The organism is Vibrio sp. YT-19(2023), assembly GCF_033337395.1.
This window is the reverse complement of the sequence record NZ_JAWOQN010000033.1, coordinates 14,950-32,451: the sequence shown is the minus strand read 5'-3', so window position 1 is coordinate 32,451 and position 17,502 is coordinate 14,950. Positions and strand designations below refer to the sequence as shown.

The window sequence follows — 17,502 nt, the reverse complement described above, 5'->3', positions numbered from 1 at the left end:
AGGTTTGGAAATGACGAATATGAAAACGACTGGCTCTACGACAGGAGCAACAGACACAGCTGCGAGTAGTGCACCATTACCCACTTTCCAACAAAACTTGATAGAGGCATTTACCCCTGTACTGGGTGAAGCAGAGACTCAGCAACTTGCCTCGATAATCTCTTCATTGCCAACTATCTCGGGACAAACGGAATCACAAAGCATCGCGCTTTATGTTGATACGCTTGAAAACCTAAAAGCGAAAAATAACGCGTTTGCTGGTATATCATTGACCGACACCGCATCTGTTTGGATAAAGTCGCTACAAAGTGCTAACTCAGATGGCGAATTAACCGCAGCCGAGTTTAATGCTCAAACAAACCAAACGCTATCAAATCAGTTTCAGGCTTGGTTTAGTAAGCTACTGACGGAAAACGTAGATAGCTCGTTATCTACTGAGTTTGTTAGTCAATTTAATCTGGGCACCCAGAGTAACCAAGCGGAGCAGATCGCCAACCTCTCCGAGACAGAACTGGCTAATGCCACCAAAGAAATTTCTCTTTTTGTTGCAGAGCTTGCTAATCAAATGGGTTCCCGTGAAGTGAGAGATGCTTCTATTTCTTTTCTTCGCAATGCCTTTAGTAGCTTAGGTTCCGTTAATCTCGCGCAACTGAAGAGCTCGGACTTTCTGTTGACTAAAGAGAGTTTCGCCCTTCAAGTCTCAGCTCAATTAAAAAGTAGTTTTCAAGGCATTGGTATTACTTTAAGCACCGATGACGCAAGTGCGCTAGCTAGCAGAATTACCTGGACTCCTGGTATTTCTAAACAGCAGCTTAAAGAAGCGTTAGATGAAATGGCCGCTCAAGTGAAAGGCCAATATAGCGCAGCTTATGGTGAGGCGAGTGGAACGAACAATCTAAAAGCAACACTTAATACTGTCATTGGTGGAACTGAGCCTTTGACCCTTTCTAGTCTGTTCGCCAACTTCGCGGTGAGTTTAACAAATATAGAAATCGATGACTTTTACCAGGACAGCGCGATAGCCGATGTCCAAAAGACACAAATAACGGCAGCTCAAGTTAATTTGTTCAAAGAAAACACCGAACGAGATATCCGATTACAGTTTGAAAAAATAGTAAAAGGTGAATCTACCGGGGCTTCATTTACTGAGCGATACGAGGCATTGCGCAAAAACTTAGGGGCATTGAAAGAGCGTCTACTCAATATCACCGATAAAGAGAAAGCGGATCGCGAGGTGAGAGCAGAGCACTCTCTAACGGCTCGTGATTTGTTGGCCGTTGTTGAGTCCAGCATTGGAGACCGTTTTGATGAGCAAGTGCTGCTTGCACTAAATGAGCGTCGTGTTAACCGTTTAGAGAAACGTAATGACCAGAAAGAGGCATTAGAGGATCTCACAATACAGCTTAAAGTTTTTGGTGTTGTGCAATCAAAAATTCACTCTACGCAAAGTGTTGATGGGGTTTATAAACCGGGATATCCAGAAAGTAACTTCAAAGCGAGTGACTTTAACTACAGCAATCAAACGGATTTTGAAGCTTCACCTGAGTACAAGTATTTGACGGATAATAAGATAACAAACCATCGAGACTTCCTTCAAACACAAGGTATTACTATCGGTGATGGTGCTTCGTACCAAGACGAAGAGAAGTCGAAAAAGCTGTCTAATTTTTCTAGTTCTGTCAGTGCTAAATCCAAGTTGCTTAACGATGAAGTGCAAATCAAAACCACTGAGCTGAACGACACCAGTTCTCAATACAACTCGACCGTTGAAGCGATGAACAAGTTTGTTCAGAAGTACCACAGTATTTTACAAGAAATCCTACGAGCCATTTAAGGATAACCAACCATGACTAAAACAAACGCGACCGATCCATCTCAAATGCAAGCAGAAGAACTGCTGTCTTTTTTGGAAGAGGGAGGCACGCTAAAAATGTTGCACGATGTGTCTCAGGACACCATCGAACACATTTATGCCGTAGGTTACAACTTTTTCCAATCGGGAAAGATTGAGCAAGCAGCGAAAGTATTTCAATTACTCAGCATGCTTGATCATTATCAGGCGCGATTTTTCATTGGCCTTGGCGCGGCTCGTCAGGAGTTGGGTGAGTATCTGCAGGCAATAGACGCCTACAGCTACGCAGCGCTAGTGGACGTAAATGATCCACGCCCACCTTTTCACTCTGCTGAATGTCACCTTAAACTGGAACAACTGACAGAAGCAGAGAGTGGGTTTTACAGCGCGAAGGAGATGTCTGCCGGAAAATCACAATATGCAGATTTGCATGAGCGTGCAGGCATCATGTTAGAAGCGGTGAGAAATAAAAAGGAGTAATTAGACTATGAGTTCTATTGCACTTGACCGCATCCAGACACAGGTTTATAGCCCTGAATCTGGCCAAGCCACGTTAGATAACGTGCAGAAAACGGCGTCTACAGCGACGCCTTCTGTGACGGTAGAAAACGTGAAGAGTAAAGATGCAGATGTACTGAACACCGGAAAAGTAAAAGTTCAGTTAGATGCACCTAACGCAGCTGTTAGTGACAAAGTGAATGATTTGACGCTAAAAGCCATGGCACAGCTGCAAAAGATCGTCGATACCATTGCAAAATCTCTCCATGCAGTTGCAGACCAAACAGGTTCGATTGCCGTCAAAATCATCGCAGGATCTGCTGATGATTTTGAAGTAGAGCTTGCTGCTATCACGGATAAACTGAAAAGTGCTCAAAACGAGCTGAAAATTCAGGAAGTGAAGGTCGCAAAAGCTAAGCACGAAAAAGAGATGGTGGAAAACCAAGACAAAATCAAAGAATCGGAAGCCGCTGCAAAAGAAGCCCAAAAATCAGGCTTAGCAGCGAAGATCTTTGGTTGGATCAGTGCGGTGGTTTCTATTGTTGTTGGTGCCGTAATGGTGGCAACGGGTGTTGGTGCAGCAGCCGGTGCACTTATGATCGCTGGTGGCGTCATGGGAGCAGTGAGCATGGCGTTGCAAGAGCCAGCCGTTCAAGATGCGCTAAAAGAAGCGGGCGTAAATGTCGATGTGCTAAACAAAGTCGTAATGGCATTAGAAATCGCCGTCGCGGTTATCGGAGCTGTTGTGACGTTTGGTGGTGCAGCTGCTGGCGGTATCGCGAAACTTGCAGCAAAAGGTGCTGGTAAGGTAGCTCAAAAGGTCACGGAAATCGCTACGAAAGCCGCTGCAAACATGGCGAAAGTGGCGGATATGGGCACAAAAGCTGCGACAACAACAGCGAAAGCGATTCGTTATGGCGCAGAAACCGTCGATCTTGCCGTCAACGTGGGTAAAGGCGCAACGGACAGTGTCCACGCTGCTAACAATGCTCACGTGACAGAGATTCAGGCTGATATCACAGACCTTCGAGCCAAAATGACGTTAAGCCAGGCTGTCATTGATAAGCTCAAAGAAGAGATTGGTAAGTTGATGGAAGACTTCCAAGAGCTGATGAGTCTCATCATGCAAATGATTCAAGCGAAAAGTGAAACTATGCAAACGGTGTTAAGCCGTCCTGCAACGGTATAAGGAGTTTATTATGCTAGATAAAGTAGGCGGAACGGGTCGTGGTGAACTATACGGTTTAGGCGACACCATTAAAACCAACAAAGCAGAAAAAGCGCCGGAAACAAAGCTTGAAGCGGGCGCCGTTAAAAGCCAAAGTGAGTCAGGTGTTTCTGGTGCAGCACGCTACCAGTTAGAGACACCTAAAGCTCCTACAGTGAGTAACCAAGCTCAAGTTGTTGCAAACCTAATGAGCGCTCTTGCACCGACGGTGAGCTCATTAATGAGCACAACGATGAAAGCGCTTAACGGTGAGGAGGTGATCAAGTCACCATCAGATGCGGTATCACAATCGTTGACGCTATTAACATTGTTGTATCAAGTATCAAAGCTGAGCCGTGAGCAGCAAGTGCTACAACGTGAAATTGCTGTTGAAGCAAACGTCGCGAGTTTAGAAAGCCAAGCGGCAGAACTCAACAACTCGGCAAGCGCGATGATCGCGATGGCAGTCGTTTCGGGTGTACTAGCGGGTGCTACCGCAATTATTGGTGCCCTTGGTTCTTTCAAAGCAGGGAAAGAAATCAAGAATGAAATGGCGAGCAATAATGTACTTAAAACGCAAAAAGCTGGCTTCGATCAAGCAGAAGAGTTATTAAATAACAATAGCTTGTCTAAAACGCAGCAAGATCAGGTTAAGCGTGCGCACTCACTAGCGAAAGACAATATCGCAGACACGACAGCGCAGCTGACAAGTGGTGGCCGTAAGTTCGATAAGTTGATGAGCTCAAACCAAGCGAAGAACGCGATTCTTCAAGCTTTGGGCCAGATGGCAAACTCAGCATCGAATGTAGAGCAAACCAAAGCGCAAGCGCGCAGCAAAGATGATGAAGTACAAGCGACTCGCGCACAAGCAGCCAAACAGAAAGCCGATGAAAACATTGGTTTCCAAGAAGGCTTATTGAAAGAGCTACGTGACTTGTTCCGATCTATCTCAGATAGCCAGAACCAAGCGTGGCGAGCATCAGTCCCAACGGTGTAACCATCCGTTTCACTAACTACAAAGCGTTGTTTATACAACGCTTTTTTTATGGGATTCAAGTCTAAATGCTATTTATCAGTAGGTTAAGTTGATAAAAAAGTATATATCTATAAATCAACCTCCAAGGATGAGAACTTAAACGTTATCAAATTGTTAACGATTGCTATACTTAAACGGTCATCAACACAAGTAAAAGGGATGTTCAATGTTTAAGTTTAAGCAAATCGCACTTGCGGCTTCTTTGGCTGCACTCACAACAGGCTTTTCTGCGTCTGCGGAGGAAACGTTTGTCACGATTGGTACCGGTGGAGTAACAGGGGTTTATTATCCGACTGGTGGCGCTATTTGTCGCTTGGTTAACAAATCGCGAGAAGATCACGGTATCCGTTGTTCGGTAGAAAGTACTGGGGGATCGATTTATAACATCAACACTATTCGTGCTGGTGAATTGGACCTCGGTATCGCGCAATCAGACTGGCAGTATCATGCTTACAAAGGAACCAGTAAGTTTGAAGAAAGCGGGCCTTTTAAAGAGCTACGCGCCGTATTCTCCGTTCATCCAGAACCGTTTACTGTCGTTGCACGTAAAGACGCGAACATCAAAACTTTTGATGATTTGAAAGGTAAGCGCGTTAACATTGGTAATCCTGGTTCTGGTCAGCGAGGTACTATGGAAGTGCTAATGAACCAGTATGGTTGGAGTAACGACGACTTTAAGCTTGTCTCTGAGTTAAAAGCAGCAGAGCAATCAAAAGCACTTTGTGATAACAAAATTGATGCGATGATTTATACCGTTGGTCACCCAAGTGGAGCGATTAAAGAAGCCACTACGTCGTGTGATAGTAATATCGTAACGGTAGCTGGACCTAATGTAGAAAAACTGGTTGCAGACAACAGCTTCTATCGTGTCGCAAATGTCCCGGGTGGTATGTATCGTGGCACAGATAGTGATGTTCAAACCTTTGGTGTGGGCGCGACGTTTGTTTCTTCTACTGCGGTACCAGAAGATGTGGTTTATAACGTGGTTAAAGCGGTATTTGAAAACTTCGATGATTTCCGCCGTCTCCACCCAGCGTTTGCAAACTTGAAGAAAGAGGAAATGGTAAAAGACGGTTTATCTGCGCCTCTTCACCCAGGTGCGCTCAAATACTACAAAGAAGTAGGGCTGATTAAGTAAGCGTTACCTTCTCTTATTATTGATGTAAAACGCCATCTTTCTCGATCAATGCCACTCGTTTAACTGCGAGTGGCATATTTCTATCTCTCGTCATCCTGTACAGCGACGAAGGAGCGTGATACAGGATCTTCCATCCGAGCACTTTGTGATCAAAATGGTTTCATTAGCCGCTCAGTGTAGTGCTATTAGATTCCTAACCTCGCTGGAGTGACACAAAAAATCGTTAAGCTATCTGCATTAATCTTTCGCGCTGGTGTTTTTGTAGGAGTGTTATCCACTTGTACAAGTTTTGCTTAAACATAAACATCAATGAAAAAGTAGAGAGTGATGAGAATAGAAGAAAGAGCAACAAACCCTTTAACATGATTGGGATTCAGTTGACGAGATACACGAGCTGCAAGATACCCACCTACCAACGTACCGACCAAAACAACACTACCTGTGTGCCAATCAATGGAGCCATTGGCAACAAAAATCACGATAGCAATGAGTGAAACACACGTAGATACGAGCAATTTCAAACCGTTCATTAAATTAATGTCTTGGTGACCAGCTACTACCAGATAACTCAGAACAATAACCCCTAAACCTGCGTTGAAAAAACCACCGTAAGCAGAGACACCAACAAGTAGTAAACCCAACGCGATTGCTCCGAGTATGCCAGCATGTTTGTGCTCTTTCGCGACAGTTTTGATTAGCATTGTTAAACGAGAACCGGTGAGAAAAAGCACGGTGGCAAATAAGAGTAACCAAGGGATGGCTTCCATAAATAGCGATTCTGGCGTGTTGAGCAACAGATATGCTCCGACAGCGCCGCCGACTAAACTGAATGAGACTGTGAACAGCAGTTCATGCTTGTTCTTCATGATCTCTTCTCTGAACCCGACGGCTCCACTAATGTAACCCGCACATGAAGCATATGTGTTTGTTGCGTTAGCCATAATAGGAGGAACACCAACTGCCAATAGAGCCGGAAAAGTAATAAAGCTTCCGCCTCCCGCTATGGAGTTAATGATCCCACCAATTACGCCAGCAATGAATAAAAGTGAGAGTTCTAAAAGCATAAACAATCCTTGTTATGTTCTTTTTCATTGTTAGAGCTTCAGATGATCTAACCTACATGCTCTAATGTTCTGATATGAGGTTTACTTTACCCGCTCTAAAACAAAATTGTTCAGTTCTGTAACGTTTTTGATGACATGAACGGCTTTACTTTGAGAGTACCCTTCGAGGCGATACATAAAGTCATCATTCCAGAATGCGGGGCATTGCTGAAGAACTTTGTAGCTTTGTAACGTTCCTTTCAGTACCGAACTACCATCAGGCCAACCTTCAGGTTTTATGAATAGTCCTTTAAGGAGACGTTTCGTCACAAACCAATAGCTTACGGAGTATGGTAGATCAATATAAATGAGAGTATCGGCTGCATCTAAACGAGCGTTGAAAGAGCTGATCGGTCCAAGGCCATCTATAATCCAACGATCTGAGCTTAGTATATTGCTATGGGCTTCATCAAAAACGTTACGCTCGACGGGATCACCGTTTGGTTTATAGACTATTGAATCTAATTGATGAAGAGGAAGACCGGTAGCAGACGCGATTGCTTTACTTACCGTCGATTTTCCACTGCCGGGTTTACCAAAAACTGCTATTTTTTGCATTGTGACCGCCTCCAAGAGAGCTTTTCCCATACGGTAGAGACAGAAAACCCACCGCTATGGGTGGGTTCGATAAATACTGAGCGCATCAAAAAATCCCACCATTCCTATGGAATGATGATAATTCGTTGGTTAAGTTGCGCTAAGTGTGTGTTCATACAATCACCTTCATATAACGACAGTGATTTGTCAATACCATCTGCACAATAAGCGAACGATTTGGAGGGCGGAAGATAAAGCCATCACGATGGATGGCTTTATCTAGGTTGAAAGAGACAGCGATTACTGCTCAACGCTGACTGGCTGTGCTTTAAACTTTTGAATCAGCTTTACGATTAGTGGACTTGCCAATACCAATACAGCTAAAACAGTAAAGGTAAGGGTAATAGGACGCTCCCATAGGAAACTCAGTTCTCCATCTGAAATCATTAATGCGCGGCGTAAGTTCTCTTCCATTAATCCTCCAAGGATGAAGCCCAGTAATAAAGGTGCGAGCGGGAAGTTAGCGAGCCGAAGTGCAATGGCAGCCATAGCCACAATCAGCATCACGAACACATCCATAGTGTTAAAAGAGACCAAATAAACCCCGGTGATTGAGAAGAATAAAATCATCGGTAGAAGCACCGTTCTTGGAACCGCCAAAAGCTTTGAAATGTACGGAATCAATGGTAAGTTCAGGATCACAAGTACGATGTTGCCGAAGTACATGGAAATGATCACTGACCAGAACACATCTGGGTGTTCAACAAATAGGCGAGGGCCAGGTTGAATACCATAAGCGATCAGCGCACCGAGCATTATTGCTGTTGTACCAGAGCCCGGAATACCAAGCGTTAATAGCGGTACAAATGAACCACTAGATGCTGCATTATTCGCAGACTCTGGCGCAACCAAACCACGGATACTGCCTTTACCGAACTCATCCTTTTTCTCTTTAGGTGCGAGGTTGCGCTCCATACCATAGCTTAAAAAAGCAGCAATGGTTGCCCCTGCGCCAGGAAGAACGCCAGTGAAGAAACCTAATATTGAAGAGCGAATTGAAACAGGCGCAACATCTTTGATTTCTTCCTTGGTCACTTTCATTGAGCCAATGTTGCTCAGCTTTTCTTGTTCTTCATCGCTGGTGTCTTTTGATGGTTTAAGGATGCCCATCAGTGTCTCACCCAGTGCGAATGTCGCCATTGCAAGCAACAAGAAGCTAAAGCCATCCATTAAATCCGTTAAACCGAAGGTAAAGCGTTCAACGCCTACGCCTTTATCGATTCCAACTGTAGATAGCATCAAACCAAGAATGGTCATCATCCACGCTTTGATTACCTGACCTTTCCCCGCAAAAGCCGCGACTGCTGATAACCCAAGTAGCATCAACGCAAAATAGTCCGACGATTGGAAGCTAAGGGAGACGCTAGCCAATGCTGGTGCGGCAACAAGCAACATAATGGCAGATAGCGTACCGCCAGTGAAAGACGAATAAGCTGCCAAAGCTAATGCTTTACCTGCCTGGCCTTTTTGAGCCATTGGGTAGCCGTCGAATGCTGTGACCACGGTTGAAGAACAACCCGGCGCGTTAATTAAAATCGACGATGTAGAACCACCAAATACCGCACCGTAATAAACACCCGCCATTAAAATAAGGCCAGAGGAGGGCTCTAGGCCATAAGTAATTGGGATCATCAAAGCAATGGCTGAGATCGGCCCAAGTCCAGGTAACATGCCGATAAATGTACCGACGAAGCAACCAACGATCACCATCATAATGTTCATTGGCATTACTGCGGTGGATAAACCTTGTAGAATTCCATCTAACATAATTCAGTCCTTTCTTTGACTACCAGATGGTGAAAATCAAACCCGGTTCGAGATAGATGTCCAAACCTTGAGTGAGTAATAAGTAGAACGCGATCACGAATGGAAACGACGCGCCAAACAGAACGGGTTTACGTCTTTCCCCGAGCAGATAAAAGCCAGCCAATAAAAAGAAGCCAGTAGCTATCACAAAACCTAAGTACGTCAGGCCCACGCCGTAGAGTGCCATTAAAACTAAAAAGGCAATCAGTAACTTCCAATTGAAGGTCAGCACTGCGCCACTTTGTTTATCTGGTTGTCCTGTCACCAGCAATAGCAAAGAAAGGCCGACACCAACGTAAGTCAGGATGGTTGGCAGAGTACGTGCGGTGAATGGTTCATACTCATCACCTGGAAACAATGGAATCTGCGAGGTTTGATAACCGTAGCAAAGACAGAAGAGTAGAAAGATCATTGCGCCGACGCGGTCACGACAGAGTAAATACTCTTTGGTGAAAAAGTTGGTTGAACGAGGCATATTCAACTCCTAACAAAAGTAAAAAAGACCGCATATGGACGTCAATGAATAAACTAAACCATTAACAATTAAGCATTTCGCTGCTAGTCGATCCGCTTTGGGTATATAAACAAAGGAGTGTGCATGCCGATTGTCGACAATGTCCATATGCGGTGAAACTTAGAGTGCAAATACAATGGGGAAATACCAACCTACGTTATTCATTGAGGTTGGTATCTGAGGGACCCCAATTCGACTGTTACTTCAGGAAGCCTAACTCGCGCATTAAGTCACCCATCTGTTGCTCTTGATCTTCAAGAAACGCGAAGAATGCTTTATCCGCTTTATAGTTGTCGATCCAACCATTGCGGTCTCGAACGACTTGCCATTCGTCGGTGTTATACATTTTAGTAAATGCGGCATTCCATTCATCTAGCTTTTCTTGGCTTGTGCCTGGTGCTGCAAAGAATCCACGCCAGTTAGCAAAGACAGTTTCATTACCATATTCGGTGAGAGTTGGAATGTTAGGCGCAGCTTCTAAACGTTTTGGTGCTGTAATCGCTAACACTTTCACTTGCCCAGACTTAGACATTTCGAGTACTTCACCTAGCCCTGTAGAGAGCAGTTGTGTTTCGCCTGAAAGTAGGGCAGCCATGGCTTTTCCACCTGCATCATAGGCAATGTAACGAACTTTGCGCGCATCAAAACCTTCACCTTTGAAAGCTGCTGCTATAACCAAATGATCCATAGAACCACGAGCAGAGCCACCAGCAACCTTCACCTTACGTGGGTTTTCTTTAAAAGCTTTAACGACATCTTCCCAAGAGCTATAAGGAGAATCGGCTGATGTAACAATGGCGCCATAATCGGCAACCGTTGCGGCAACAGGTGTCAAGTCGCGGAAAGATTGTGGGAAGATCCCACTGAGCGAACGAACGACGATCGGTGTTGAGTTCACCATGAGTGTATCTTCTTGACGATCAGCCGTTTCAATCAAATGTGCGATTGCTTTGCCACCGCCACCACCAGATAGGTTTTGAAATGATACGGTTTCGACGATGTCTGACTTTATTAATACATCACCAGTACCTCGGGCGGTCATGTCCCAACCGCCACCGGCACCTCCAGGGATAAGAAAGTGCATTTTTTCAATATCTGCAGCAAGAGCGTTGAATGAAAATGAAGCTGCGATGATTGAAGCGGCGAGCGTTGGTTTGAGTACCTTTAACATGTTCACGTTCCTTATGTTAGCGACTCTATTTAGTTGAGCCTTATTGTTTTTGCTCAGTTGTCATGCCTTGTAAGCGTTAAAGCTGAACTTGGTGTAAAGGTTAATTAAGTGTTAAATATCTGTCTGTAAAAGAGATATAAAGAGAATATTGAGCATTTCGGTTATTTTGTTCATAAAGTTCACGGCGAGAAGTTGGTGTTAGGTCACGCGGCTTTACGCTTTGGTAGGCCATAATAAAATGACGGAAATGAACGAGGAAAAGAGAATGAAAGGGACGTGTTTGTGCGGCGCAATTGAAGTCATCGCTGAGGTTAAAAATGAGGTTAGCCTGTGCCATTGCTCTATGTGTCGAAAATGGTCGAGTGGCGCACTTCATGCGGTGCATTGTGGGCCTAACGTGACGTTTAAAGGTGGCGAACCTAAACGTTATCAGTCGTCAGACTGGGGAGTGAGGGGGTTTTGCGGTGAGTGTGGTACAAACCTTTTCTACCATTTGTTGCCGACAGGTGAGTACATTCTTTCCGCTGGTTTGTTCGATAACCCAGATTTCAAACTCACTTTAGAGATTTTTACCGATGAAAAGCCAGCTTATTATGACCTCAATTCCGCTTCACAAAAGATGACTTCGCAACAAGTCTTTGATCAATTTGTACCTAAAGAATAGTTTTTATCCGATTATTGTTCGACAGCTGAGCTTTTAGTCTTTAGATCATAAGCTTAAAGGTTTATAAGTTGTCGACAATATGAACTCACTATTCTTTATTTCTGCTAAAAATGGCACTTAATGGGCATTTTAGGCCCATTTAAATTACGACCTTAGTCTAAATTGTCGACAATTTACTTGATTGTCGACACTTTGATCGACTACTTTATATTCAGGTTAAGAAATTGTAGACATTTCGATGTCGGTAACAAGAGTATCTGAATATGAACTCTGAGTTGAAAGCTCGTTATAAAGTGCTGGGTTCTGAGAAAGAACACACCAAATCCGAAACGCTGACCGAAACACTGATTGAAGTCATTGTTAATGGCGACGTGAAGCCTGGCCATAAGATATCAGAGCCTGAGCTAGCAAAGAAATATCAAGTCAGTCGTGGGCCTTTGCGTGAAGCATTGATGCGCTTAGAGGGGCTAGGGCTCATCGAGCGAATTCCTCATGTTGGGGCTAGAGTGACCACTTTTTCTCCGGAAAAGCTGATAGAACTTTATGCCGTTCGAGAAGCATTGGAAGGCATGGCGGCAAGGTTAGCTGCGCGACACATTACGCAAGAAGAGCTCTTAAGCTTGGAAATGCTATTGTCGACACATTCCAAGCATATAGACCAAATGGAAGGCGCGTCTTACTTCCATCAACATGGTGACTTTGATTTTCACTATCGCATCATCCAAGCGAGCAGAAACAGTAAGTTAATATCTCTGCTGTGTGATGAACTCTATCACTTATTACGGATGTATCGTTACCAGTCGCCACGTGCGCAATCTCGCCCGAATGAGGCGCTCACCGAACACAAATTCATTTTGGAAGCCATTCGCAATCGCGATGAAGAGCTTGCAGAAATGTTGATGAGAAGACACATATCAGGAAGTCGAAAGCTCATCCAATCTCAAATTATACATACAGAAAGTTTAGACAAAGACTAGAAGGAATTCGTCATGAGCTTAACACCGGGAGCGAAATTCAGACTCGCCATTGAACAAAATAATCCACTACAAATTGTCGGCACTATAAACCCGTATTGCGCCATGATGGCAAAAAACTTGGGTCACCAAGCGATTTACTTGTCTGGTGGCGGTATCGCAAATGCTTCATACGGATTGCCGGATCTCGGTATCACAACATTAAACGACGTTTTGGTTGACGTTGACCGCATCACTAACGCATGTGATTTGCCTCTTTTGGTTGATATCGACACGGGTTTTGGCGGTGCATTTAACATTGCTCGCACGATCAAAGCGATGGAAAAAGCAGGCGCGGCAGCGGTGCACATGGAAGACCAAGTCGCACAGAAACGTTGTGGTCATCGTCCGAACAAAGCAATAGTCAGCCAGCAAGAGATGGTTGATCGTGTAAAAGCCGCGGTTGATGCACGCAATGATGAAAGTTTCGTGATTATGGCTCGTACTGACGCGTTAGCTGTTGAAGGCATGGACAGCGCAATCGAGCGCGCGATTGCGTGTGTGGAAGCTGGCGCAGACATGATCTTCCCAGAAGCGATGAACAAGCTGGACCAGTACCTTCAGTTCTCAAATGCGCTTGAGCAAGCGACCGGAAAGCACGTTCCTATTCTGGCGAATATTACAGAATTTGGCGCGACACCGCTGTATGGCTGTGATGAGCTAGCGAAAGCAAAAGTGGACATGGTGCTTTATCCATTAAGTGCGTTCCGTGCCATGAACAAAGCTGCTGAAACGGTCTACAAACATTTGCTAGAAGTGGGTAATCAGGAAGCACTGGTTGATTCGATGCAAACACGTAAAGAGTTATATCAGCACCTGAATTACCACGACTACGAAGACAAACTTGACCAGTTATTCTCTGAAGGGAAATAGTGGGGGAAAAGTAAAAATAGACGGAAGCCCAAGAAAAAGATAATCGGAATTTATCTCATCTAATAACGTGAAATTCGTTTGGCTAAAAACACCCCAGAGAGGGAAAAGTCAGACAGAAAAGGAGTTCAAACAATGTCTCAAACTGCAGAAAAGAAAGCAGAATTAGGTGGCGCAGGCCTTCGTGGTCAAAGCGCAGGAAGCACAGCTTTATGTACTGTCGGAAAAACGGGAACTGGTCTAACTTATCGTGGATACGATATTACTGATCTTGCGAACAACGCACAGTTTGAAGAAGTGGCTCACCTTCTGTTACGCGGTCACTTGCCGAATCAACAAGAACTTGATGCGTACAAAACACACCTACTCAGCCTTAGAGGTTTGCCAGCCGAGCTAAAACAAGCTTTAGAGTTGATTCCTGCAAGCGCACACCCAATGGACGTAATGCGCACGGGTTGTTCTGTATTGGGTAACCTAGAGCAGGAAATGAGCTTCGAGGAGCAACTGAAAGCAACCGAACGTATGTTAGCCTTGTTCCCTGCCATCATCTGTTACTGGTACCGCTTTAGTCATGATGGCGTGCGTATCAACACCGAGGATCAGACTGAAGATTGCATCGGTGGTTACTTCTTGCGATTACTTACAGACAAAGCGCCATCTGCGCTGCACAAACAAGTGATGCATTGCTCGCTCATTCTTTATGCTGAACATGAGTTTAATGCTTCTACATTCGCAGCACGCGTTTGTGCATCAACGTTGTCAGACATTCATTCTTGTATCACGGCGGCAATCGGTACGCTTCGTGGGCCACTTCACGGAGGTGCGAACGAAGCGGCGATGGAAATGATTGAAGATTGGCAAACGCCCGACGAGGCGGAAGCGAACATCATGAAAATGCTAGCCAATAAAGACAAGATCATGGGCTTTGGTCATGCGATTTATCGTGAAAGTGACCCTCGCAACGCCTTAATAAAACGCTGGTCCAAAGAGTTATCGAAGCAAGTTGGTGATACACATCTATATGCGGTTTCTGAGCGTGTTGAATCAGTGATGAAGCGAGAGAAAGGTCTGTTCTGTAATGCGGACTTCTTCCATGCATCGGCTTACCACTTCATGGACATTCCAACCAAACTATTCACCCCAATCTTTGTGATGAGTCGTTTAACGGGCTGGGCTGCACACGTTTATGAACAGCGTGCCAATAACCGTATTATTCGCCCAAGTGCCGATTATACGGGCCCAGATCATCAAGAATGGGTGCCTATCGAGAATCGCTAGCGCGAAGGTCAACGAGGGCATTATATGCTTTGGTTGACCACCTCCTTCCTTTGTCATTCTCTCTAACAGAGGAAGGAGATCCTCTCATCACTGTGTTTCTGGAGCAATGGAAAACCTTGATGAAGGCAAGATGTAAAGACTGAATGGAAGCAAACCATGAACACAAATATTAATACCCAATATCGTAAGCCGCTTCCGGGAACTCAACTGGATTATTTTGATGCACGCGAAGCCGTCAATGCCATTTCTCCTGGAGCCTATGAAACACTCCCTTATACCTCTCGCGTGCTAGCTGAGCAACTGGTCCGCCGCTGTGACCCGAACACATTGACAGATAGCCTGAAACAGTTAATTGAACGCAAACGCGATCTTGATTTTCCTTGGTATCCAGCACGCGTTGTTTGTCATGACATTCTTGGTCAGACCGCTCTAGTCGATTTAGCGGGTCTGCGCGATGCCATTTCAGATCAGGGCGGTGATCCTGCAAAAGTGAACCCAGTGGTTGAGACACAATTGATCGTTGACCACTCTTTAGCGGTTGAACATGCGGGCTTTGACCCTGATGCCTTCGACAAAAACCGCGCGATTGAAGAGCGCCGTAATGAAGACCGATTTCACTTTATCGAGTGGTGTAAAACAGCGTTTGAAAACGTCAGCGTGATTCCAGCTGGGAATGGCATCATGCACCAGATCAACTTGGAAAAAATGTCTCCTGTGGTACAAGCAAAGCAGGGCATTGCCTACCCTGACACCTGTGTGGGTACGGACAGTCACACGCCTCACGTAGACGCTCTTGGTGTTATTGCGATAGGTGTCGGTGGTCTGGAAGCAGAAATCGTCATGCTTGGCCGACCATCAATGATGCGTCTACCAGATATTGTCGGTGTCAAACTGACGGGTAAACGTCAACCGGGCATTACCGCAACGGATATTGTCCTCGCGATTACTGAGTTTCTTCGTAATGAGCGTGTGGTATCTTCATATCTTGAATTCTTTGGAGAAGGCGCACGTGATCTAACGATCGGAGACCGCGCAACGATTTCAAACATGACACCAGAATACGGCGCAACAGCTGGCATGTTTTATATTGATGAGCAGACCATCAATTACTTGAAACTAACTGGTCGAGATGAAGAACAAGTTGCTTTAGTAGAAAATTACGCAAAACAAACCGGTCTTTGGGCAGACGATCTTGATAGCGCAGTTTACGAGCGCGTACTTGAGTTCGATTTATCATCAGTTAGCCGTAACTTGGCTGGTCCGTCAAACCCTCATCGTCGTTTACCAACTTCTGAGTTGGCACAGCGCGGCATTTCTGGAGCGTGGGAAGAGAAAGAAGGCGAGTTGCCAGATGGTGCAGTGATCATCGCTGCTATTACCTCATGTACGAATACCAGTAACCCAAGAAACGTGGTTGCTGCTGGCCTTGTCGCGAAGAAAGCCAACGAACTTGGTCTTGTACGTAAACCGTGGGTGAAATCGTCTTTTGCTCCGGGTTCTAAAGTTGCACGCTTGTATCTGGAAGAAGCGGGCTTGTTACCAGAGCTAGAGAAGCTTGGCTTTGGCATTGTTGGTTACGCATGTACAACTTGTAACGGTATGAGTGGTGCGCTGGATCCAAAAATCCAACAAGAGATCATGGACCGTGATTTATATGCGACAGCGGTGCTTTCTGGTAACCGTAACTTTGATGGTCGAATCCATCCGTACGCCAAACAAGCTTTTTTGGCTTCACCACCATTGGTTGTCGCTTATGCGCTAGCGGGTACGATTCGTTTTGATATCGAGCGCGATGCATTGGGCACGGACCAAAACGGCAAACCAATTTATCTCAATGATTTGTGGCCAAGCGATGAAGAGATCGATGCAGTTGTCGGTACTCATGTTAAACCTGAGCAGTTTAAGCAAGTTTACATTCAGATGTTTAAGCTGAATGATCAAGAGCAAAATCCCAACCCGCTGTACGACTGGCGTCCGATGAGTACCTATATCCGCCGACCACCGTACTGGGAAGGTGCGCTAGCGGGAGAAAGAACATTGTCTGGCATGCGTCCATTGGCGATTCTGGGCGACAACATCACCACTGATCACTTATCACCATCCAACGCGATTCTCGCAAGCAGCGCAGCAGGTGAATACTTAGCGAAAATGGGTGTGCCAGAAGAAGATTTCAACTCTTACGCGACTCACCGTGGTGACCACTTAACGGCGCAACGCGCGACCTTCGCTAACCCAAAGTTGTTCAATGAAATGGTGAAGGAAAACGGCGAAGTCGTGCAGGGATCTCTGGCGCGTGTAGAGCCAGAAGGGCAGGTGGTTCGTATGTGGGAAGCGATTGAAACCTACATGAATCGTAAACAACCATTGATCGTGGTGGCTGGCGCGGATTACGGTCAGGGGTCATCCCGTGACTGGGCAGCAAAAGGCGTTCGACTGGCAGGCGTAGAAGCCATTGTTGCTGAAGGCTTTGAGCGTATTCACCGTACTAACTTGGTTGGCATGGGCGTACTACCACTGCAATTTAAGTCAGGCGTTAACCGCAATACGCTAGAGCTGGATGGTACGGAACTTTACGACGTGGTTGGAGAAATCAAGCCGGGCGCTGATTTAGCGCTGGTTATCACACGCAGCAACGGCGATAAAGTCGATGTTCCGGTTACTTGTCGCTTAGATACCGCTGACGAAGTTCACGTGTACAACGCAGGCGGTGTTCTGCAGCGTTTCGCGCAAGATTTCTTGGCACAATAAGGAGTGC

15 protein-coding genes are annotated in these 17,502 nt (G+C 45.4%); 10 read left to right on the top strand and 5 right to left on the bottom strand.

The genetic code is table 11. From position 1 onward, the window contains the following. Positions 1 to 10 precede the first annotated feature (10 nt). The 5 genes from R7E78_RS19710 to R7E78_RS19690 all read left to right on the top strand — a co-directional run bounded on the left by R7E78_RS19710 (position 11) and on the right by R7E78_RS19690 (position 5,731). Complete coding sequence (locus R7E78_RS19710; protein ID WP_318058173.1) at positions 11 to 1,834, top strand: virulence-associated V antigen; 1,824 nt, start codon at positions 11 to 13, stop codon at positions 1,832 to 1,834. Positions 1,835 to 1,846: 12 nt separating this feature from the next. Then, the gene (vcrH, locus tag R7E78_RS19705) at positions 1,847 to 2,332 is read left to right on the top strand and encodes a SycD/LcrH family type III secretion system chaperone VcrH (protein ID WP_005377258.1); all 486 of its coding nucleotides are present in this window, start codon (positions 1,847 to 1,849) and stop codon (positions 2,330 to 2,332) included. Positions 2,333 to 2,339: 7 nt separating this feature from the next. Then, positions 2,340 to 3,539 (top strand): type III secretion system translocon subunit VopB, encoded by a 1,200-nt coding sequence (gene vopB, locus R7E78_RS19700; protein ID WP_005377260.1) that lies wholly within the window; start codon positions 2,340 to 2,342, stop codon positions 3,537 to 3,539. 10 nt (positions 3,540 to 3,549) lie between these two features. Continuing rightward, a complete protein-coding gene (gene vopD / locus R7E78_RS19695) occupies positions 3,550 to 4,554 on the top strand; it encodes a type III secretion system translocon subunit VopD (protein ID WP_005377262.1) in 1,005 nt (334 codons plus the stop codon). 205 nt (positions 4,555 to 4,759) lie between these two features. After that, entirely contained in the window at positions 4,760 to 5,731 is a 972-nt protein-coding gene (locus R7E78_RS19690; RefSeq protein ID WP_005388171.1) for a TAXI family TRAP transporter solute-binding subunit, read from the top strand. A 293-nt stretch (positions 5,732 to 6,024) separates the two neighbouring features. On the opposite strand, the gene R7E78_RS19685 is transcribed toward R7E78_RS19690, so the two are convergent. The 5 genes from R7E78_RS19685 to R7E78_RS19665 all read right to left on the bottom strand — a co-directional run bounded on the left by R7E78_RS19685 (position 6,025) and on the right by R7E78_RS19665 (position 10,922). Then, positions 6,025 to 6,795, bottom strand: a complete 771-nt coding sequence (locus tag R7E78_RS19685; protein ID WP_054575024.1) for a sulfite exporter TauE/SafE family protein — start codon at positions 6,793 to 6,795, stop codon at positions 6,025 to 6,027. A gap of 81 nt (positions 6,796 to 6,876) precedes the next feature. Next, positions 6,877 to 7,392 (bottom strand): adenylate kinase, encoded by a 516-nt coding sequence (locus R7E78_RS19680; RefSeq protein WP_054728525.1) that lies wholly within the window; start codon positions 7,390 to 7,392, stop codon positions 6,877 to 6,879. A 279-nt stretch (positions 7,393 to 7,671) separates the two neighbouring features. Beyond that, positions 7,672 to 9,198 (bottom strand): tripartite tricarboxylate transporter permease, encoded by a 1,527-nt coding sequence (locus R7E78_RS19675; RefSeq protein ID WP_005388177.1) that lies wholly within the window; start codon positions 9,196 to 9,198, stop codon positions 7,672 to 7,674. A gap of 19 nt (positions 9,199 to 9,217) precedes the next feature. Beyond that, a complete protein-coding gene (locus R7E78_RS19670) occupies positions 9,218 to 9,712 on the bottom strand; it encodes a tripartite tricarboxylate transporter TctB family protein (RefSeq protein ID WP_065274568.1) in 495 nt (164 codons plus the stop codon). A 238-nt stretch (positions 9,713 to 9,950) separates the two neighbouring features. Further along, positions 9,951 to 10,922 carry a tripartite tricarboxylate transporter substrate binding protein gene (locus R7E78_RS19665; RefSeq protein ID WP_005388181.1) on the bottom strand — a complete coding sequence of 324 codons (972 nt, stop codon included), beginning with the start codon at positions 10,920 to 10,922 and terminating at the stop codon, positions 9,951 to 9,953. A 265-nt stretch (positions 10,923 to 11,187) separates the two neighbouring features. Here R7E78_RS19665 and R7E78_RS19660 point away from each other — a divergent pair, with 265 nt between their 5' ends. The 5 genes from R7E78_RS19660 (at position 11,188) to acnD (ending at position 17,495) form a co-directional block, all read left to right on the top strand. Next, positions 11,188 to 11,586, top strand: coding sequence for a GFA family protein (locus R7E78_RS19660; protein WP_017633774.1), 399 nt, complete (start codon positions 11,188 to 11,190; stop codon positions 11,584 to 11,586). A gap of 263 nt (positions 11,587 to 11,849) precedes the next feature. Continuing rightward, a complete protein-coding gene (locus R7E78_RS19655; RefSeq protein ID WP_005377279.1) occupies positions 11,850 to 12,563 on the top strand; it encodes a GntR family transcriptional regulator in 714 nt (237 codons plus the stop codon). A 12-nt stretch (positions 12,564 to 12,575) separates the two neighbouring features. Continuing rightward, positions 12,576 to 13,472 carry a methylisocitrate lyase gene (prpB, locus tag R7E78_RS19650; RefSeq protein WP_005388185.1) on the top strand — a complete coding sequence of 299 codons (897 nt, stop codon included), beginning with the start codon at positions 12,576 to 12,578 and terminating at the stop codon, positions 13,470 to 13,472. Between the two features lie 132 nt (positions 13,473 to 13,604). Then, positions 13,605 to 14,747, top strand: a complete 1,143-nt coding sequence (gene prpC / locus R7E78_RS19645) for a 2-methylcitrate synthase (protein ID WP_005377283.1) — start codon at positions 13,605 to 13,607, stop codon at positions 14,745 to 14,747. A 156-nt stretch (positions 14,748 to 14,903) separates the two neighbouring features. After that, positions 14,904 to 17,495, top strand: coding sequence for a Fe/S-dependent 2-methylisocitrate dehydratase AcnD (gene acnD, locus R7E78_RS19640; RefSeq protein ID WP_318058172.1), 2,592 nt, complete (start codon positions 14,904 to 14,906; stop codon positions 17,493 to 17,495). Positions 17,496 to 17,502: the final 7 nt, after the last annotated feature.

Excerpts from the sequence above, each read along its gene's own strand:
- R7E78_RS19710 (WP_318058173.1), top strand. The coding sequence starts at position 11 with ATGACGAATATGAAAACGACTGGCTCTACGACAGGAGCAACAGACACA.
- vcrH (WP_005377258.1), top strand. The coding sequence starts at position 1,847 with ATGACTAAAACAAACGCGACCGATCCATCTCAAATGCAAGCAGAAGAA.
- vopB (WP_005377260.1), top strand. The coding sequence starts at position 2,340 with ATGAGTTCTATTGCACTTGACCGCATCCAGACACAGGTTTATAGCCCT.
- vopD (WP_005377262.1), top strand. The coding sequence starts at position 3,550 with ATGCTAGATAAAGTAGGCGGAACGGGTCGTGGTGAACTATACGGTTTA.
- R7E78_RS19690 (WP_005388171.1), top strand. The coding sequence starts at position 4,760 with ATGTTTAAGTTTAAGCAAATCGCACTTGCGGCTTCTTTGGCTGCACTC.
- R7E78_RS19685 (WP_054575024.1), bottom strand. The coding sequence starts at position 6,795 with ATGCTTTTAGAACTCTCACTTTTATTCATTGCTGGCGTAATTGGTGGG.
- R7E78_RS19680 (WP_054728525.1), bottom strand. The coding sequence starts at position 7,392 with ATGCAAAAAATAGCAGTTTTTGGTAAACCCGGCAGTGGAAAATCGACG.
- R7E78_RS19675 (WP_005388177.1), bottom strand. The coding sequence starts at position 9,198 with ATGTTAGATGGAATTCTACAAGGTTTATCCACCGCAGTAATGCCAATG.
- R7E78_RS19670 (WP_065274568.1), bottom strand. The coding sequence starts at position 9,712 with ATGCCTCGTTCAACCAACTTTTTCACCAAAGAGTATTTACTCTGTCGT.
- R7E78_RS19665 (WP_005388181.1), bottom strand. The coding sequence starts at position 10,922 with ATGTTAAAGGTACTCAAACCAACGCTCGCCGCTTCAATCATCGCAGCT.
- R7E78_RS19660 (WP_017633774.1), top strand. The coding sequence starts at position 11,188 with ATGAAAGGGACGTGTTTGTGCGGCGCAATTGAAGTCATCGCTGAGGTT.
- R7E78_RS19655 (WP_005377279.1), top strand. The coding sequence starts at position 11,850 with ATGAACTCTGAGTTGAAAGCTCGTTATAAAGTGCTGGGTTCTGAGAAA.
- prpB (WP_005388185.1), top strand. The coding sequence starts at position 12,576 with ATGAGCTTAACACCGGGAGCGAAATTCAGACTCGCCATTGAACAAAAT.
- prpC (WP_005377283.1), top strand. The coding sequence starts at position 13,605 with ATGTCTCAAACTGCAGAAAAGAAAGCAGAATTAGGTGGCGCAGGCCTT.
- acnD (WP_318058172.1), top strand. The coding sequence starts at position 14,904 with ATGAACACAAATATTAATACCCAATATCGTAAGCCGCTTCCGGGAACT.